The 18686-nt window shown below is 68.9% G+C and carries 16 protein-coding genes and 1 pseudogene; 12 read left to right on the top strand and 5 right to left on the bottom strand.

The window, feature by feature from the left end; translation table 11 throughout:
- The first annotated feature begins 188 nt into the window (after nt 1–188).
- The 7 genes from H0B43_RS03300 (at nt 189) to H0B43_RS03270 (ending at nt 7617) form a co-directional block, all read left to right on the top strand.
- The gene (locus H0B43_RS03300; protein WP_185729309.1) at nt 189–905 is read left to right on the top strand and encodes a class III extradiol dioxygenase subunit B-like domain-containing protein; all 717 of its coding nucleotides are present in this window, start codon (nt 189–191) and stop codon (nt 903–905) included.
- Entirely contained in the window at nt 902–1831 is a 930-nt protein-coding gene (gene miaA, locus H0B43_RS03295; RefSeq protein WP_185729310.1) for a tRNA (adenosine(37)-N6)-dimethylallyltransferase MiaA, read from the top strand. The genes H0B43_RS03300 and miaA overlap by 4 nt, the downstream gene beginning before the upstream one ends.
- Nucleotides 1828–2676: an RNA methyltransferase gene (locus tag H0B43_RS03290; RefSeq protein ID WP_185729311.1), complete on the top strand. Its 849-nt coding sequence runs from the start codon at nt 1828–1830 to the stop codon at nt 2674–2676. Before miaA ends, H0B43_RS03290 begins: the two co-directional genes overlap by 4 nt.
- A 60-nt stretch (nt 2677–2736) precedes the next feature.
- Nucleotides 2737–3606, top strand: coding sequence for a diaminopimelate epimerase (dapF, locus tag H0B43_RS03285; RefSeq protein WP_185729312.1), 870 nt, complete (start codon nt 2737–2739; stop codon nt 3604–3606).
- Between the two features lie 58 nt (nt 3607–3664).
- Entirely contained in the window at nt 3665–5119 is a 1455-nt protein-coding gene (gene hflX, locus H0B43_RS03280; protein ID WP_185729313.1) for a GTPase HflX, read from the top strand.
- Nucleotides 5112–6227, top strand: coding sequence for a hypothetical protein (locus tag H0B43_RS03275; protein WP_185729314.1), 1116 nt, complete (start codon nt 5112–5114; stop codon nt 6225–6227). The genes hflX and H0B43_RS03275 overlap by 8 nt, the downstream gene beginning before the upstream one ends.
- 67 nt (nt 6228–6294) lie before the next feature.
- Nucleotides 6295–7617 (top strand): esterase family protein, encoded by a 1323-nt coding sequence (locus tag H0B43_RS03270; protein ID WP_185729315.1) that lies wholly within the window; start codon nt 6295–6297, stop codon nt 7615–7617.
- Between the two features lie 14 nt (nt 7618–7631).
- Here H0B43_RS03270 and H0B43_RS03265 read toward each other — a convergent pair whose 3' ends face one another.
- The 4 genes from H0B43_RS03265 to H0B43_RS03250 are packed head-to-tail and all read right to left on the bottom strand — an operon-like array spanning nt 7632 to nt 11808.
- Nucleotides 7632–7889, bottom strand: a complete 258-nt coding sequence (locus H0B43_RS03265; RefSeq protein ID WP_005240765.1) for an HPr family phosphocarrier protein — start codon at nt 7887–7889, stop codon at nt 7632–7634.
- 58 nt (nt 7890–7947) lie between these two features.
- Nucleotides 7948–10047 carry a fructose-specific PTS transporter subunit EIIC gene (locus H0B43_RS03260; protein ID WP_185729316.1) on the bottom strand — a complete coding sequence of 700 codons (2100 nt, stop codon included), beginning with the start codon at nt 10045–10047 and terminating at the stop codon, nt 7948–7950.
- A gap of 16 nt (nt 10048–10063) precedes the next feature.
- Nucleotides 10064–11044, bottom strand: coding sequence for a 1-phosphofructokinase (gene pfkB, locus H0B43_RS03255; protein ID WP_185729317.1), 981 nt, complete (start codon nt 11042–11044; stop codon nt 10064–10066).
- On the bottom strand, nt 11041–11808 hold the full coding sequence (locus H0B43_RS03250) for a DeoR/GlpR family DNA-binding transcription regulator (protein WP_185730126.1): 768 nt from the start codon (nt 11806–11808) through the stop codon (nt 11041–11043). Before H0B43_RS03250 ends, pfkB begins: the two co-directional genes overlap by 4 nt.
- Before the next feature lie 197 nt (nt 11809–12005).
- Between H0B43_RS03250 and ptsP the strand changes: the two genes are divergently transcribed.
- From ptsP to H0B43_RS03235, 3 genes and pseudogenes are all read left to right on the top strand, one after another.
- The gene (gene ptsP / locus H0B43_RS03245; protein WP_185729318.1) at nt 12006–13676 is read left to right on the top strand and encodes a phosphoenolpyruvate--protein phosphotransferase; all 1671 of its coding nucleotides are present in this window, start codon (nt 12006–12008) and stop codon (nt 13674–13676) included.
- 69 nt (nt 13677–13745) lie between these two features.
- A complete protein-coding gene (locus H0B43_RS03240; RefSeq protein WP_312033945.1) occupies nt 13746–15062 on the top strand; it encodes a solute carrier family 23 protein in 1317 nt (438 codons plus the stop codon).
- A 127-nt stretch (nt 15063–15189) separates the two neighbouring features.
- Nucleotides 15190–16339, top strand: a pseudogene (locus H0B43_RS03235) (acyl-CoA dehydrogenase family protein).
- Between the two features lie 117 nt (nt 16340–16456).
- Here the strand turns inward: H0B43_RS03235 and lexA are convergent.
- Nucleotides 16457–17188, bottom strand: coding sequence for a transcriptional repressor LexA (lexA, locus tag H0B43_RS03230; RefSeq protein WP_185729320.1), 732 nt, complete (start codon nt 17186–17188; stop codon nt 16457–16459).
- 334 nt (nt 17189–17522) lie between these two features.
- On the opposite strand from lexA, the gene H0B43_RS03225 reads away from it, so the two are divergent.
- On the top strand, nt 17523–18038 hold the full coding sequence (locus H0B43_RS03225) for a LysM peptidoglycan-binding domain-containing protein (protein WP_185729321.1): 516 nt from the start codon (nt 17523–17525) through the stop codon (nt 18036–18038).
- Between the two features lie 180 nt (nt 18039–18218).
- Entirely contained in the window at nt 18219–18683 is a 465-nt protein-coding gene (gene nrdR, locus H0B43_RS03220; protein WP_007296355.1) for a transcriptional regulator NrdR, read from the top strand.
- The last annotated feature ends 3 nt before the right edge of the window (nt 18684–18686 follow it).

The following is an 18686-nucleotide window of genomic DNA, read 5'->3' as shown; positions in this document are numbered from 1 at the left end:
CCGCGCGTCACGGCTGCCTGAACGCAATACTGGCTCCATACGACCCGGGACGGGTGCTGGCTCCATTCAACCCGGTACGGGCCCTGTGGACTATTGAATCAGGTCGGACGGTCCGCGTTGGTACCGATTGACGGCGGCGCCCGAATCGGATGTCGGGCCGGCGCCGGCGGTCGACTAGCGTGTCGCGTGTGTTCACCGCTGCCATCCTCGTGCCGTCACCCCCGCTCCTGGTCCCCGAACTGACCGGGTCGGCGGCTGCGGAGACGGCGCCGCTGCGGGACGCGGTGAAGGCGGTCGCGAAGGCGTTGTCGGCGCTCGCCACCGAGTGGGTGGCGGTCGGGGCGGCGCCGGCCGCGGTTGAGGTGCAGCCCGGCGCCCAGGGCACCTATCGCGGCTACGGCGTGGACGTACGGGTCGCGTTGCGGCCCGGTCCGGCCGGCGAGCCCGACCCCGACCTGCCGCTGGCGGCACTGACGGCCGGATGGATCCGGGGGACGTGCGCGCCGGATGCCGTCGTCGACGCGCGGATCCTCGCCGCCGACCTCACTCCGGCGCAGTGCTCCGCGTATGGCGCGGAACTGCGTTCCGAACTCGACCGGGATCCCGAGCCGCGCGGGCTGGTGATCGTCGGGGACGGGGCGAACACCCTGACGGCGAAGGCGCCCGGCGCGTTCGATCCACGGGCGGCGGGAGTGCAGGCCAGGGTCGATGCCGCCCTCGACACCGGCGACCGTGACGCGTTGCTGGCCCTCGACCCCGCGGAATGCGCCGCCGTGGGCATCGGCGGGCGGGTCCCGTGGCAGGTGCTCGCCGGCGTGTTCGGCAGATCGCCCACGACTTGCCGGACGCTGTACAGCGCGGCGCCCTACGGCGTCGGCTACCACGTGGGGGAGTGGCGCCCGTGACGTCACCCACCCCGATCGCCGTCGTCGGACCGACCGCCACCGGAAAATCGGATCTCGCGCTGGACCTGGCCGAACGCCTCGGCGGCGAGATCGTCAACATCGACGCGATGCAGCTGTACCGGGGCATGGACATCGGCACCGCCAAACTCGCCCCGGCCGAACGCCGCGGAATCCCGCACCACCAACTCGACGTGCTCGACGTGACGCAGACGGCGACCGTCGCGAACTATCAGCAGGCCGCGGTCCGCGACGTGGAGGCGATCGCCGCCCGCGGCGCCGTGCCGGTCATCGTCGGCGGGTCGATGATGTACGTGCAGTCGCTGCTCGACGAGTGGGCCTTCCCCGCCACCGACGCGTCGGTGCGGGCCCGGTGGGAAGCCGTCCTCGCCGACCGGGGAGTCGCGGCCGTCCATACCGAGCTGAGGAAGGTGGACCCCGACGCCGCCGCGTCGATCCTCCCCACCGACGGCAGGCGCCTCGTCCGGGCCCTCGAAGTCGTGGAGATCACCGGCAAGCCGTTCGCGGCGTCCGCCCCGCGCATCGGCGAACCACGGTGGGGCGCACACATCATCGGCGTCGACCGCGACACGGCCGAACTCGACGACCGGATCCGGCTCCGCACCCGGCTGATGTTCGATCGGGGACTCGTCGACGAGGTGCGCGGGCTTATCGACGTGGGACTGCGCGAGGGCGTCACCGCGCCCCGGGCCATCGGATACGCACAGGTCCTCGCCTGGATCGACGGCGAATACGACTTGGACGAGGCGCAGGAACGCACGTTCGTCGGCACGCGGCGCTACGTCCGCAGACAACGGTCGTGGTTCCGCCGCGACCCCCGCATCCGGTGGGTCGACGGACGCGCCCCCGACCTCGCGGACATCGCGATCCGCACCCTCGGCGAGACCCGAACACTGGGAGAACGATGAGCCGCACCCCGCCCGGACGGAACCGTCCGGTCTCGTCCCTGTTGGTGACCAGCCGCAATGCGAAGTTTCAGCAATGGCAGTCGTACCTCACCAATCGCGCCAAACGAACGAAGGCGGGACGCTTCCTGATCCAGGGTGTGCGTCCGCTCAACCTCGCGCTGGAACACGACTGGCCGATCGAATCGCTGCTGCACCGCATCGACGGACCTCCGCTGTCCGACTGGGCGCGAGAACTGATCGCCTCCCGCTCCGTCGAACAGATCGGTGTCAGCGCCGAACTGATGGCCGAACTGGGCGAGAAGACCACGACGGCGCCGGAACTGATCGCCGTCGCGAAGACACGGGCCTCGCGGCTCGCGGACTTGCGACTGCGGTCCGTACCCCTGATCGTCGTGTTCGACCGGCCCACCTCGCCCGGAAATCTGGGGACCCTCGTCCGTTCCGCCAACGCGTTCGGAGCCGACGCCGTCGTCGTCGTCGGTCACGGCGCCGACCCGTTCGACCCCCGGAGCGTCCGCGCCTCCACCGGCTCCCTCTTCGCGATGCCCGTCGTCACAGTGTCGTCCGTCGACGAAATACTCGCCTTCCGCGACGCCCGGCGAGCGTCCGGAACCGACCTGCACATCGTCGGGACGGACGAGACCGGTTCCGTCACCATCGACGCCCACGACTTCGGCGGCGGCACCGTCCTTGTGATCGGCAACGAGACCCGCGGAATGAGCGCCGCGTGGCGAGAAGCATGCGACACGGTGGTCAACATCCCGATCGGGGGTGCCGCGAGTTCCCTCGGAGCCCCCTCCGCCGGAGCCGTCGCCCTCTACGAAATCGCCCGGCAGCGTAGATGAGCCGCACCGCGGCGGCGTAGATGAGCCGCACCCATTCGACCGTTGGATAGAGTGGTGCGCATGGATTTCAGCAAGGGACACGGCACCGAGAACGACTTCGTGGTCCTCCCGGATCCCGACGTCCGCATCGATCTGTCCGCCCCCCGTGTGTCGGCGCTGTGCGACCGCAGGCGCGGACTCGGCGCAGACGGAATCCTGCGCGTCGCCAAGGCAGGTGCGCTGGCCACGGCCGGTGTGCTCACCGAACTCCCCGACGGCACGTCCGAGGACGACTGGTTCATGGACTACCGCAACGCCGACGGATCGATCGCGGAAATGTGCGGCAACGGTGTCCGCGTCTTCGCCCACTACCTCCGGTCGGCGGGCCTCGAGACGCGCGACGAGTTCGTCGTCGGCAGCCGCGCAGGCGGCAAGCCGGTGATCGTGCACTCGGCCGACGGCGCGTTCGGCGAGGTCACCGTCGACATGGGTGTGGTCCGCGATCTGGGCACCAGCGCCGCGACCCTCGACGGCAAGGTCTTCAACGGGATCGGCATCGACGTCGGGAACCCGCACCTTGCCTGCGTCGATGCGCATCTCACCGCAGCCTCCCTGTCGGCCCTCGACCTGACGGCCGCGCCGGGCTTCGATCCCGGTTTCTTCCCGCACGGCGTCAACGTCGAGATCCTCACCCGCATCGAATCCGGGGCCGTGGACATGCGGGTGCACGAGCGCGGAGTCGGCGAGACACGGTCGTGCGGCACCGGCACGGTCGCCGCGGCCACCGCCGCGCTGCGCTTCGACGGCGCCGACTCCGGTGAAGTGAAGGTCCGTATTCCCGGTGGTCAGGTCACCGTGGCGCTGTCCGGTGGCCGGGCGACGCTGCGCGGACCGTCCGTCCTGGTGGCGTCCGGGGACCTCGACGACGGCTGGTGGAACGGCCTCGCGTGATCGCCCTGCGCGAAATGCGCGTGCATGACCTCGACATTCCGTGGGATCATGAGGGTGTATGACGAAAACACATCGCACAGAAGAATCGCCGATCTCCGACTCCACCGAGTTCGCCTACGACGACGGGCGCCCATCGGTCGGCGAGATGCAACTCGAGGATCGCAGCGCGCTGCGCCGAGTTGCCGGGCTCTCCACCGAGCTCACCGACGTCACCGAGGTCGAATACCGGCAGCTGCGCCTCGAACGCGTGGTCCTGGTCGGAGTCTGGACGCAGGGCACCGCGGCGCAGGCCGAATCCAGCATGGCCGAGTTGGCCGCCCTGGCCGAGACCGCCGGATCCGAGGTCCTCGAGGGACTCGTCCAGCGACGGGACAAACCCGACGCGGCCACCTACATCGGGTCCGGCAAGGCAGACGAACTACGCGAGGTCGTCCTGTCCACCGGCGCCGACACCGTCATCTGCGACGGTGAACTCACGCCCGCGCAGCTGACCGCGCTGGAGAAGGTCGTCAAGGTCAAGGTCATCGACAGGACTGCCCTGATCCTCGACATCTTCGCCCAGCACGCGACGTCCAGGGAGGGCAAGGCGCAGGTGGCGCTGGCCCAGATGGAGTACATGCTGCCCCGACTGCGCGGCTGGGGTGAATCGATGTCTCGGCAGGCGGGTGGTCGCGCCGGCAGCAACGGCGGCGTGGGTCTGCGTGGTCCCGGTGAGACGAAGATCGAGACCGATCGCCGTCGTATTCGCGAGCGGATGGCGAAGTTGCGGCGCGAGATCAAGGGCATGAAGGCCGCCCGCGACACCAAACGCACCCGGCGCCTGCGCAGCGAGACACCGTCGATCGCGATCGTCGGGTACACCAACGCCGGCAAGTCGAGCCTGCTGAACGCGCTGACCGGGTCCGGGGTGCTGGTGCAGAACGCCCTGTTCGCGACCCTCGATCCCACTACCCGGCGGGCGGCGCTGGACGACGGCCGCGAGTACATCCTGACCGATACGGTCGGATTCGTGCGCCACTTGCCGACGCAGCTGATCGAGGCGTTCCGTTCGACGCTCGAGGAAGTGACGGACGCCGATCTGCTACTGCACGTGGTCGACGGTTCCGACCCGTTGCCCACGGATCAGATCAGGGCGGTGCACGAGGTGATCACCGAGGTGATCCGGGAGAACGACGCCGCGGCGCCGCCGGAACTGATCGTGGTGAACAAGATCGACGCGGCCGATCCGGTCACGCTGACACAGTTGCGCGGCCTGCTCCCGGGTGCGTCGTTCGTCTCCGCCCGGACCGGAGAGGGCATCGCCGAGTTGCGAGCGCATCTCAGCGACGTCCTGGTCCGTCCGGAAATCGAGGTCAGCGTTCTTCTCCCGTACAACAGGGGAGACCTGATGGCGAGAATCCATTCGGACGGTCAGATACTCGACTCGTCTCATGAGGAAGACGGCACGCGCGTCCATGCGCGGGTGCCCGAAGCGCTGGCATCGGCACTGGTTCAGTACAACGGCAGTGCCTGACCGCTCGCGGTGGACCGCCCGGGTGGCGGTCACCGTCCTCGCGGCGTGCGCTCCGATCGCCGCCGCGGGTGTGGGATCCGCCGAACCGTTCCTCCGTGATCAGACCGCCGTCGACGCGTCGGAATTCGGTCCGCTCTGCACGCCCGACGATTCCGCGGTCGGAACTCCGGACGAGGCCTCGCTGGAGGAGTTGTCGGGGCTCGTCTCCGCCGGAGGGCTTCTGTATGCGGTCGGTGACAGCGGCTCCGATCGCGCCGTCGCCGTGATGGACGGCAACTGCGCCGTGCAGCGGTGGATTCCGCTGCCGGTCGACCCCTACGACGTGGAGGACGCGGCGTCCGGTCCCGACGGGCGGCTGTGGCTGGCCGACACCGGAGACAACGGGCGCAGACGCGACACGGTGGCGTTGATCGCGATGGACCGGGAGACGGGTGCGGGAGAACTGCACCGGCTGACGTATCCGGACGGCCCCCACGACGCGGAGACCGTGCTCGTCCAGCGTGACGGCACGCCGCTCATCGTGACGAAGGAAGTGTTCGGGGCGGGCAACGTGTACCGGCCCGCAGGCGGGGTCTCAGTGGGCGAGCTCGCGAGTCCCGGTCCGTCCCCGCTCGAGAAGGTGGGATCACTCGACGTCTCGGAGACGACCGGCGCCGAAAACGCAACGACCGGCAGCGGCACAACCGCCCCGGCCCTGCACTCGACGATGTTCACCGGCGGCGCGGTGTCCGCGGACGGGACCGTTGCCGCGGTCCGCAGCTACTCCGACGTGTTTCTGTTCTCCGCGCCGGACGGCGATGTGGCAGCGGCGTTCGCCGCGGGTCCCGTGGTGCGCGCGCACGTGCCGGAGCAGCCGCAGGGCGAGTCGGTCGCGTTCACCGAGAACGGCGACCTGTTGATCGCGTCCGAGGCGCGGGAGGGTCCGGTTCCGCCGATCCAGGTGCTACCGGGTGCGGTGGCCCGGGTGCAGGAGCACGCCCGGGCACAGTCGGTCGCCGACGAAGTGTCGGCGCACGCGCCGGGAACGCTGTGGGGGATCGGCCTCGCCGGCGCCGTGGTGGTGCTGGGGACGATCCTCGGCCTCGCGCTCCGCCGTCGTGCCCGATAGGTCTGGTTTGCGAGAAATGTTGCGAGCCTGATTCTTCGACCACCCCTGCGGAGTGTTTACTGGGCCGGTGCAGGCCCACGAGTTGTTGTCGCGTATCTCCCACCTGTCGCTCGAGCACGGTCGCGCTCAGGTCGCGCTGACCGTGGCCGCGCTGGCGGGCATCGGCGCGGTGCTCGCCGCGACCGCTCGTCGTGCGCGGTTGCCGATCCTCGGCGCCGCAGCTGCGGCAGTTCCGGTGACCGGCGTGGTCGCCGGTGCCGTGTGGGCGGCGTACCGGCCGCTTCCCAATCAGCTGCCGCCGGCGGGATACGTCTGGATCTGGCTCGCGGTGGCCGTCGTCGCGCTCGTCGCCCTTCGGCTCCGGAACGCCGGAACACGGCGTGCGGTGGTGGGCGCCGCGGCGTCCGCCGTGGTCGTCGCCGCCGCAGCAGGACAGGTGAACGCACAGGTCGGCGCATTCCCCACGGTCGGGTCGCTGGTGGGACACCGCCCGCAGGCGGTTGTCGCGCCCGTCGCGTTCGATGGCGTTCCCGGCTTTCAGCCCACGGTGCAGTCGGGAGTGCCGATGGACTCCGACTGGACGCGACCGGTCCGCACACCCAGCTCCGGGGTGGTGACGGAAGTGGACATTCCCGGCGCCGAATCCGGATTCCCGGCCAGGCCCGCGGTGCTGTATCTGCCGCCGGCGTACCTCACGTCACCTCGGGCGGTGCTCCCCGTCATGGTGATGATCGCCGGACAGCCGGGGCGGCCGCAGGACTGGTTCAGCAGTGGACGGCTTGCGTCGACGGTGGACGCGTACGCGGCGCGGCACGACGGCCTCGCGCCCGTCGTCGTGGTGGTCGATGCGCTGGGGTCGCAGGACGCGAACCCGCTCTGCCTGGACTCGGCGCTGGGAAACGCCGCCACGTACGTGGCCCACGACGTCCCCGCGTGGATCGAGCAGACCCTGCAGGTGTCCCATGACCCGGCGCAGTGGGCGATCGGCGGATTCTCCTACGGGGGGACGTGTTCGATCCAGCTCGCGGTGAACTATCCGCAGATCTTTCCGACCTTTCTCGACTTCCTCGGCCAGGACGAGCCCTCGCTGGGCGATCATGCCGGGACGGTCGCTGCGACATTCGCGGGCGACGAGCGCGCCTTCGCGGCGGTCAATCCGGTCGACGTGCTGAAGACCCGTCAGTTCCCGGAACTGACCGGGGTGTTCGTCGCCGGGGCCGACGACGACGAATACCGCCCGCAGCAGCAGCGGATGTTCGCTGCCGCGCGGGCGGCCGGTCTGAACGTGCGGTATTACGAGCTTCCCGGGGGTCACGAGGGTGCCACGTGGGGAGCCGCGCTCGAACGGGAGATGGACTGGACCGGCCGTCAGCTGGGTCTCACCAGCTGACGGCCGGGAGCCGGTCAGGCGTCGAGGTCGGCCGCCACCAACTGGGCCACCTTCTCGACGGCGTCGGCGTCGTCGCTGGTGACCGTGACGTCGGTGCCCTTGGTGGCGCCGAGCGTCATGATGAGCAGCGCGGAGCCGGCGTCTACCGGTTCGCTGTCCGCCACGGCCAGGGTGACGGGCACACCGGCGGCGGCGACCGCTTCGGCGATGACGGCGGCGGGACGGGCGTGCAGGCCGATGGACGAACCGACGGCGACTGTGGTGCTGGGCATGGACTCTCTCCTCTGTCGGTGGGGTTGATGTGCGTCGAGCGGGTCGATCTGTTTTCTCTTACGCTGCGACTGTCGCAACGTCGGGGTCGAGTTCGGCGTCGGACGCGCCGGGCTTGATGAATTCCTTGGCACCGACGACGCAGAGTGCGGCGACGGCGACACCGGCGGCCAGCGACACCAGGAACCACAGCAGGTTGCCGATGGCGAAGAAGACGAAGATTCCGCCGTGCGGTGCGCTGAGCGTGACATCGAACGCCATGATCAGTGCGCCGGTGACGGCGCCGCCGGCCATCATCGAGGGAATGACGCGCAGCGGATCGGCGGCGGCGAACGGAATGGCGCCCTCGGAGATGAACGCCGAGCCGAGCAGCCAGGCCGCTTTGCCGTTCTCCCGTTCCGCCTCACTGAACAGGCTGGGACGCAGGACGGTCGACGCGAGCGCCATGGCCAGCGGCGGGACCATGCCCGCGGCCATCACGGCCGCCATGATGCGGAGCGAGGCGGGATCGTTGACGTTGAGGCCGGCCACCGCGAACGCGTATGCGGCCTTGTTGACCGGGCCACCGAGGTCGAAGCACATCATCAGGCCGAGGATGATGCCCAGGACGATGACGGAGCTTCCGGACAGACCGTTCAGCCAGTCGGTGAGGCCGTTGGTGATCGCCGCCAGCGGACGGCCGAGCACCAGGAACATCAGCGCACCGACGATCAGGGTCGCGAACAGCGGGATGATCACGACGGGCATCAGACCGCGGAGCCACTGCGGCACCGGGATCCGGCTGATCCACAGGGCGACGGCACCCGCGATGAGGCCGCCCACGAGTCCGCCGATGAAACCGCCGCCGACGAACACCGCGACAGCACCCGCGGTGAAGCCCGGTGCGAGACCGGGTCGGTCGGCGATGGCGAAGGCGATGTAACCGGCCAGTGCGGGGACGAGGAAGCTGAAAGCCAGCGAACCCAGCTGGAACAGCACCGCACCCAGGTATGTCGTCAGGCCGCCGTCGGGGAGGTTCCCCAGCGAATTGCTGAGGACGATGTCCTTGGCCGGCCCCGAGATCTCGTATCCGCCGAGCAGGAATCCGAGGGCGATCAGCAGACCGCCTGCCGCGACGAACGGAATCATGTAGCTCACACCGGTGAGCAGAACCTGACGCAGGTGGGTGCCCCAGCCGATAGACCCGGCCGGCTCGTCTGCGGCGCTGCCCGCGCTGCCGGCGTCCACGGTGGCCGCGGACGGGTTCAGGCCCGCACGCAGCGCCTCGGTGATCATCGTGTCCGGCTCGTTGATCGCGCGTTTGACGCCCGACGCCACCACCGGCTTGCCCGCGAATCGTTCCTTGCCCTTCACCCCGACGTCGGTGGCGAAGATGACGGCGGAGGCGCCCGCGATCACGCCGGCCGGGAGCGGGGTGCTTCCGCTGGAGCCCTGCGTCTCCACGTGGACGACGACGCCTGCGCGCTCGCCGGCGGCGACGAGGGAGTCGGCGGCCATGTAGGTGTGGGCGATACCGGTCGGGCAGGCAGTGACCGCAACGATGTGCTTGGGTCCCTCTTCGGGCTCGGGTGCCGTCGCGGTGGCCGCGGGCGGGGTGACCGGTTCGGGCTTCGGAACCGGAGCCGGAGCTGCGGCCGCCGCCGCGGGTGCTGCAGACGCCGCCGCGGCGGGTGCCGGCGCGGGGGCCAGGACGTCGTTCACGAGGGCGACGATCTCGGCGGGCGACTTCGCGTCACGCAGCGTGCCGACGAACGCGGGGCGCACCAGGGCCCGGGCGAGCGAGGACAGCAGCTTCATGTGCTCCGCACCCGCACCCTCGGGTGCGGCGATGAGGAACACAAGATCTGCGGGTCCGTCGGGGGCGCCGAAGTCGACCTTGGGGGCGAGCCGGGCGAACCCGAGAGACGCCGCCACGACTGCTTCCGAACGGCAGTGGGGGATGGCGATTCCACCGGGAAGGCCTGTCGCAGATTGTGATTCACGCGCGAGCGCGGCGTCGCGGAGAGCGTTCGCGTCCGTGGCGCGACCGGCGTCGGCGAGACGCCGGGCGAGCGCGGAGATCACGTCGTCCTTGGTTGCTCCGAGGTCGGTGTCCAGGGAGATCAGATCTTCGCTGATGATCTGCGGCCCCGAATCGCGGTGGGGTGTCGAGTGAGACATGGTGTTTCCTTCTGGTTCAGGCCGGATCGGGGGCGGGGGAGCTGAGGGCGGTGACAGTGACGGCGTCGAGGTCGACGTGTTCGGGAGTCGGGAGGGTTGTTCCGGGAAGGGCTGCCGCCGCGCTGCCGTAGGCGACGGCGGATCGGAGGCAGTCGGCGGGCGGTGCACCGGAGATGTGCGCGGTGAGATACCCCGCGAGTGACGAATCGCCGGCGCCGACGGTGCTGCGGGCGACGATCGGTGGTGGCGTGGCCCACCACGCGCCTGCCTCCGTCACGAGCACCGCCCCTGCGGCGCCGAGGGTGGCGAGGACGGCTTCGACCCCGCGGTCCACCAGTTGCCATCCTGCGTGCGCGGTGGCCGTCGGGTCTCCGCGTAGTGCGGATTCCTCGAGCAACTGCCCGTCGGCGCCGGTGAGTTGCGCGAGTTCCTCGCTGTTGGGCTTGACGAGGTCGGGAGCGGCCGCGGGAAAGCGTTCCGCGAGTGCGAGGAGTGGCGCGTCCGACGTGTCGACGGCAACCCGGCACGACGACGCACGCAGCGCCTCGACGAGAGTGGCGTACCAGTCGGTGGGGATGCCGGGGGGGAGTGAACCGGACAACACGACCCACTCGGCACGGGACCCGCGGTCGATGATCTCCGACTGGAGATCGGCGAGGGATGCCGCCGACATCGTCACGCCGGGTTCGTTGATCTTGGTGGTGGTGCCGTCGGGTTCGGTGATGGTGATGTTGGTGCGTGCCGCACCCGACATTGCCACGGTGACGTACTCGATCCTGTGCTCGGACAGCGCGGTGAGCAGCGGATCGCCCTCGTTCCCCGGCAGTACCGCGACGGCCGCGACACCGGCCGACGTGAGTGCGCGGGCGACGTTGACGCCCTTGCCGCCGGGATCGCTGTGGGTTGCGGCCGCGCGCAGGACGGTGCCTCGTTCGAGGCGTCCCACCAGGTTGACGGTGCGGTCGATGCTCGGATTGGCGGTCAGCGTGACGATCATGCGATCACCACCTCGATTCCCTGGTCGTGGAAGTGGGCTCGGTCTGCGGAACTGATCTCGGCGTCGGTGACGAGGATGTCGACGCTGTGAATGGGCGCGAAGCTCACGAGGTGCTCACGGCCCACCTTCGACGAGTCGGCGACCACCACGACATGGTTGGCGCACCGGACCATGGCGCGTTTCACGGCGGCCTCCTCGGTGTCCGGCGTGGACAGGCCGTGGCCGACGCTGAGCGCATTGGTACCGATGAACGCGACGTCGACGCGGAGCACGTCGAGGATGCGCAGCGCCTCCTCTCCGACAGCGGCCTGGGTGATCCCGCGCACCCGGCCGCCCAGCATGTGGAGCGTCACCGAGTTGAGGCCCGCGAGCCGGGCCGCGATCGGGACGGAGTTGGTGATCACGGTGAGGTCGAGGTCGGCCGGAAGTTCCGGGATGATGCGCCCCGTCGTGGTTCCCGCGTCGAACAACACGCTGCCGCCGGAGGGCGGAAGGTACGCGGCGGCGCGCTTCGCAATCCGGTCCTTCTGCTCGGCGCGGGTGTGGTCGCGTTCGGTCATACCGGGCTCGGTGACGGTGAGCGAACCGGCGGGCACCGCGCCGCCGTGCACACGGCGGACGTGACCGAGACGTTCGAGAAGCGCGAGGTCGCGGCGCACGGTCTCAGTGGTGACGCCGAAGGTGTCGGACAGGTCCGCGACCGACATGCGTCCCCGCTGCGAGATCAGCGTGGTGACCGCTTGCTGGCGTTCTTCCGGATACACCGTGTCCCCGTTCCTGTTCTCGTCGATGAAGTCTTCGGTGACGCGATCCGTTATGGTCTGCATCACACAAAATGTTGTGTCATGTTGTTTTACGCCCGAGTGTGTTGACATGTCAAGAGTTGAGAGTAATCTCCGTCACATAGTCGATTCGCATTTCCGACTGTGTGAAGACAGAACGAGCCGGCCAGGAGGACCCGATGACCGAAGACCGTGAAATCGTGCGAGGTACACCGGTGGTACCGGGCATTGCCTACGCGCCGGTGATCTGGCCGGCTCCGCGGCCCGAGGTCGCGCCGGGGTCGGCCCGGATCGACGAAGCATCGCGTGACGCGGAGAAGGTCCGCTTCGAGGGAGCTGCGGCCGTGGTCTCGCAGCGACTCCGCGACCGCGCGTCGACCGTGTCCGGTGCCGCAGCAGAAGTCCTGCAGGCCAACGCGGCGATGGCCGCCGACCGCGGCTGGCTCGGTGCGGCGCAGAAGCTGATCGCGGGCGGTGCTCCGGCCGACGAAGCGGCCGCCGACGCCACCGAGCAGTTCGTCACCCTCTTCACCAAGATGGGTGGACTGATGGCGGAACGGGTCACCGACCTGCGCGATATCCGCGACCGGGTCGTGTCGGAACTCCTGGGTCTGCCCGAACCGGGCATCCCGGTCCCGGCGACCCCGTCGATCCTCTGCGCGCAGGATCTCGCGCCCGCGGACACCGCCGGACTCGATCCCGAGCTGATCGTCGGTCTCGTCACCGTCCTCGGCGGCCCGACGAGCCACACGGCGATCATCTCGCGGCAGCTGGGAATCCCGTGCGTCGTCGCGGTGCGTGACCTCGAGTCCGTGGCCGCCGGCACCCCCGTACTTCTCGACGGCGCTGCGGGCGAACTGGTGCTGGAGCCAGACCCCGTCGAGGCTCGCGCCGCGGTGGAACACGGGCGCGCGGAACGACTCCGCATTCAATCGTGGGAGGGGCCGGGCCGCACCAGCGACGGGCACTCCGTGTCGATCCTGGCCAACGTCCAGGACGGGGCCGGCGCGCGGTCGGCGAGCGCGACCGCCGCCGAAGGCGTGGGACTGTTCCGCACCGAGTTGTGCTTCCTGGACCGCGATTCCGAGCCCGGTGTCGACGAGCAGGCCGAAATCTACGGTGAGGTGTTGGACGCGTTCGCCGGAAAGAAGGTCGTGATCCGGACCCTCGACGCGGGATCCGACAAGCCCCTGCGCTTCGCCAACCACGCGGAAGAGGCGAATCCGGCGCTCGGTGTCCGCGGAATCCGGATCGCCGACGAGAACCCGGGCATCCTCAGCCGGCAACTCGACGCCATCGCCGCCGCCGCGAAGCAGACGCAGACGCAGCCGTGGGTGATGGCACCGATGATCTCGACTCCCGCCGAGGCGGAATCGTTCGGAACCGAGGTCCGCGCCCGCGGTCTCGTTCCCGGCGTGATGGTCGAGGTCCCGGCCGCCGCGCTGCTGGCAGACCGGTTGCTGCGCCACGTCGACTTCCTGTCGATCGGCACCAACGACCTGGCGCAGTACACGATGGCAGCGGATCGGATGTCGTCCGACCTTGCGTCCCTCACCGACCCCTGGCAACCGGCCGTCCTCGCGCTCGTCGCTCGCACGGCCGAGGCGGGCGTCGCCGCGGGCAAGCCGGTCGGTGTGTGTGGTGAGGCGGCCGCCGACCCGCTACTCGCCTGCGTGTTGATCGGACTCGGTGTCACATCGCTCTCCTGTGCGGGCGCCGCGGTGTCGGGGGTGGGTGCGAAGGTCGGCACGGTGTCGTTGGACCAGTGCCGTCGTGCGGCCGAGGACGTGCTCGCCACGAGCGATCCCGCCGACGCCCGCGCCGCGGCGGTGCGCGTTCTGGGGGCGTAGCCTCCGACGTTCGCCGGATCAGGTCCCGAAGGCGCGAAACTCCCAGATAGTCCCTACTATTGGCCAACTGTGACGAAAGAAGAAACCGACGCCCCCGGCGGCTCCGCCGACCCGTCCACTCCGACGAAGGCCTTCGGGTGGACGCTGCACGGTGACGGCCGGCGGCTCGGCGAGGGCGAGGTGGTCGCTCCCGGTGAGCGCCTCACCTGGCCGCGCACCGTCGGAATCGGGATGCAGCACGTCATCGCGATGTTCGGCGCGACCCTCCTGGTGCCGACGATCACCGGGTTCCCGGTCACGACGACGTTGCTGTTCTCCGGGATCGGGACGGCACTGTTCCTGCTGATCACGCGGGGCCGCATCCCCAGCTACCTCGGTTCGTCGTTCGCGTTCATCGCGCCGCTGACGGCGTCTCAGGGCTCCGGTGCCGCAGCCCAACTCGGTGGTGTGGCCGCGGCGGGTGTGCTCCTGCTGCTGGTCGGTATCGTTGTGAAACTGGCAGGCTCACGGGTTGTCGACGCGGTCATGCCGCCCGTCGTCACCGGTGCCGTGGTGGCCCTGATCGGACTCAATCTCGCACCCACCGCGGTGGATTCGTTCGAATCTCAGCCGCTGATCGCCGGGGTGACGCTGCTGGCGATCCTGCTCGTGACGGTCCTCGGTCCGGGGTTGCTGGGGCGCCTCGGCATCCTGGTCGGTGTAGTCGTCGGCTGGGTGTTCGCCGCCGTCACCGGCGGGCTCGCCGACGAGCGCGTGACGGCGCTGCGGGACGCTGCCTGGTTCGGGGTGCCCGAGCTGCGGGGACCGACGTTCGAGTGGTCCGTGATCGCACTGACCCTGCCGGTGGTCATCGTCCTGATCGCCGAGAACGTCGGTCACGTCAAGGCGGTGTCGGCCATGACGGGCCGCTCCCTCGACGACGTCGCCGGTGACGCCCTCGTCGCCGACGGACTGGCCACCACCCTGGCCGGGTTCGGCGGCGGCTCCGGAACCACCACGTACGCGGAGAACATCGGCGTCATGGCCGCGACGCGGGTCTACTCCACCGCCGCCTACTGGGTGGCGGCTGCCACCGCCGTGGTTCTCGCGTTCTCACCGAAATTCGGTGCCCTCGTGTTCACCGTGCCGAACGGCGTCATCGGCGGCGCCACCCTTGTGCTGTACGGCCTGATCGGCGTCCTCGGAGTACGCATCTGGATGGACGCGAAGGTGGACTTCACCGACCCGGTGAACCTCACCGTGGTCGCGGCTGCGCTCGTCGCCGGCATCGGCGACCTGACTTTGACGATCGGGTCGGTGGAACTCGGTGGCATCGCGTGGGGTTCGGTGGGCATCCTCGTCGCCTATCCGGTGATGCGTTGGCTCGCACGGTTCCGCAAGCCCTGACACCGGTGACCGGATGGGTCACGAATCCCGATCACCTGGGTCATTCACCCCGCAGTTCCTCGCCTCTACCGTCGAACGAGACGTATCTCGAACGAGACGTAACAGACAGTTGATACGAGGAGTCGGCGTGGAGCGCACCCTGTTCGAACCGGAGCACGAACTGTTCCGGGAGTCGTACCGCAAGTTTCTCGCACAGCACGCCGAGCCGAACCATGCCGCGTGGGAAGAGCAGAACATCGTCGACCGCAGCCTGTGGGTCGAGGCGGGCAATCAGGGTTTCCTCGGCATGGCGGTGCCGGAGGAATTCGGCGGCGGTGGCGTGCGCGACTTCCGATACAACGCGATCATCACCGAGGAGACCACCCGCGGTGGGTACAGCGGGATCGGCTTCACCCTGCACAACGACGTCGTTGCGCCCTATCTCCTCGAACTGAGCAACGAGGAGCAGAAGCAGCGCTGCAGCGCTGGCTGCCGGCTTCTCATCGGGCGAGCTGATCACCGCAATCGCGATGACCGAACCGGGAACCGGCAGCGACCTCCAGGGCATCAAGACGCGCGCCGTGCGTGACGGCGACGACTGGGTCCTCAACGGTTCCAAGACCTTCATCACCAACGGCATCAACGCCGACCTCGTGATCGTGGTGGCGTGCACCGATCCCGACAAGGGGGCCCAGGGTTTCAGTCTCCTGGTCGTCGAACGGGACATGCCGGGCTTCGAACGGGGCCGCAACCTCGACAAGATCGGGATGAAGGCGCAGGATACCGCCGAACTCAGCTTCACCGATGTCCGCGTCCCCGGCGCGAACCTCCTCGGCGAGGAGGGAATGGGCTTCCTCTACCTGATGAAGAATCTCCCTCAGGAGCGGTTGTCGATCGCCGTGGTGGCCGCCGCCGCTATGGAGTCGGCGCTGGAAATGACGATCCAGTACTGCCGCGACCGGAAGGCATTCGGCAAGTCGATCGGCAGCTTCCAGAACACGCGCTTCGTGCTCGCCGAACTCGCCACCGAGACAACGGCTGTCCGCGTCCTCGTCGACAAGTTCATCGAGATGCTCAACGACGAGAAGCTGTCGGTGCAGGAAGCGGCCATGGCCAAGTGGTGGACCACGGAGGCGCAGGTCCGGCTGATCGACCGGTGCCTGCAGTTGCACGGCGGCTACGGCTACATGAAGGAGTATCCGATCGCCAAGGCGTACATGGATTCTCGTGTCCAGACCATCTACGGCGGCACTACCGAGATCATGAAGGAAATCATCGGTCGCGGCCTCAACCTCTGACGAGGCGCGACTCGCGTGTCTGGAACAATCGCCGGCTTCGGCCGGACCGGGGTGGACGCGAGAAGGCCCCACGGCGAGCTCGCCGTGGGGCCTTTTCGTGTCTGCCGGCGGATGCGGCTAGATCTTGCGCATGACCGTGACGACCTTGCCCAGAATGACTGCGTCGTTGCCGGGGATCGGATCGAACAGCGGATTGTGCGGCATCAGCCACACCTCGTTCTCGGTGCGCTTGAACGTCTTCACGGTGGCCTCGCCGTCGATCATCGCTGCCACGATGTCTCCGTTCTCCGCGACGTTCTGCTGACGGACCACCACCCAGTCGCCGTCGCAGATCGCAGCGTCGATCATCGATTCTCCGACGACCTTGAGCAGGAACAGTGAGCCCTGGCCCACGAGCTCGCGGGGAAGCGGAAAGACGTCCTCGACGGCTTCCTCGGCGAGGATCGGGCCACCGGCGGCGATCCGGCCGAGGACCGGGACGAACGTGGGCTCCGGCAGGGGTGCGCCCGCGGCGCCGGGCTTGACCGCGGACAACCCGACGGTGCCGGTCGCGTTTGCCGCGGCGCCAGCCGCCACCTCGTCCAGACCGCGGACGTCCACCGCGCGCGGACGGTTGGGATCGCGTCGGAGGAAACCCTTCCTCTCGAGTGTGCGCAATTGATGGGCCACGGACGACGTGGAGGTGAGCCCCACGGCGTCGCCGATCTCACGGATGCTGGGCGGGTAGCCACGCTCGTTCACGGACGTGCGGATCACCTCGAGGACACGGCGCTGCCGGTCGGTCAACCCGGCGGCGGCGCCACCGCTCACACGTGGAGTCGAACCGTCGGTCGAGCTGTGGTCCTTCATGGCGAGGTGCCTCCGTCTGTGTGTGAATCTTCTCGGTTGTGGGTCTTCTCGGTATGGGTCGCATGTGACTGCTGTGCCTCGTGACACGAATCTATCCCGCTTTCCCCGGAGTATCAAACATCTGTTCGACACGTGTCGCGAGAAGTAGAGACTTTGTCGGACCGTCGTGGTAGAAATCGAACATGTGTTCTTTCGAACGCGTGATCGAACACCCGGCGGGATTGGACGCCTGCCGGGTCGCGAACGGATCCGACGTCGGATCCGACACCGATCTGGCAAAGCCCGGATCTGACAAGCCCGGATCTGATATCGGCTACGAACAGCGGAGGTACCGATGAGCAACGCAGTTCTCCCTCGGCAGGCAGTGGTGAACCGGCAGGCGGTGCTGAACCGGCACGCGCTCGAACGGGGTGCAGTCCGGTCCGGGGCTGCCCGGTCGTACCGGACCGAGCCGAGCCGGCGTGGTTTGGGTTACGACCTGCGGCGTCCGTCGTCCGGTGCCGTCGAATACCGGCCGACTGTCGTGGGCGTCTCGCGTGCCGATCATCGCCGCGGGGCGAACGACGTCGGCTGGCGGATGGTGCTGGCGAGCGTCGTGATCACCGCGGGTGTGTTGTGCGGGCTCGTCGGGCTGGCGCAGCTGGCCACCACCGACAGCGCGGGCGACGCGGCGGCCACGGAGGTCGTGCAGGTGCAGCAGGGGGAAAGTCTGGCCGCCATCGCCGGACGTGTCGCGCCGGACCTTCCGGTGGCGCAGGTGGTCGAGCGGATCATGGAGCTGAACGCCATGTCCAATTCGGCGCTGCACCCGGGTCAGAATCTGATCGTCCCGTCGTCCGCTACCCGGTGACGGGGGTGGCGCTGCATGAATGTCCCATCGGGCGGACGAGTAGTCTCGGATGCTGTCAGTCCCACCACTGCGTGTGGTCGCGTCGAGATCGTGCATCCGCTGCGTGAATCCGTTTTCGTCGGTTCGCCATCGGGGGAGGCGAACAGTTGCGGCCACGACGGCTACGACGAAGGAATTGCCATGCACTGCCCGTTCTGCCGGCACCCCGATTCGCGTGTGGTCGATTCGCGAGAAGCCGACGAAGGGCAGGCCATCCGCCGCCGCCGGTCGTGCCCCGAGTGCGGTCGCCGATTCACCACCGTCGAGACCGCGGTCCTGTCGGTGGTCAAGCGCAGCGGTGTCACAGAACCGTTCAGCCGTGAGAAGGTGGTGCGCGGGGTGCGCCGAGCCTGCCAGGGCCGGCAAGTCGACAACGACGCGCTGAATCTTCTTGCCCAGCAGGTCGAAGACGCGGTCCGCGCGTCGGGATCGGCGGAGATCCCGAGCAACGAGGTGGGGCTCGCGATCCTCGGTCCGCTCCGTGATCTGGACGAGGTGGCGTACCTGCGCTTCGCGTCCGTGTACCGGTCGTTCTCTTCTGCAGAGGATTTCGCCCGCGAGATCAAAGAGCTGCGCGAACACCGCGAGTCCCGCGACGACGTCTGAGCC

The sequence above is a fragment of the Rhodococcus sp. 4CII genome (genome assembly GCF_014256275.1).
GTDB lineage: Bacteria > Actinomycetota > Actinomycetes > Mycobacteriales > Mycobacteriaceae > Rhodococcus_F > Rhodococcus_F wratislaviensis_A.
The sequence above is the reverse complement of the archived record's forward strand: the minus strand, read 5'-3'. Positions and strand labels throughout refer to the sequence as shown.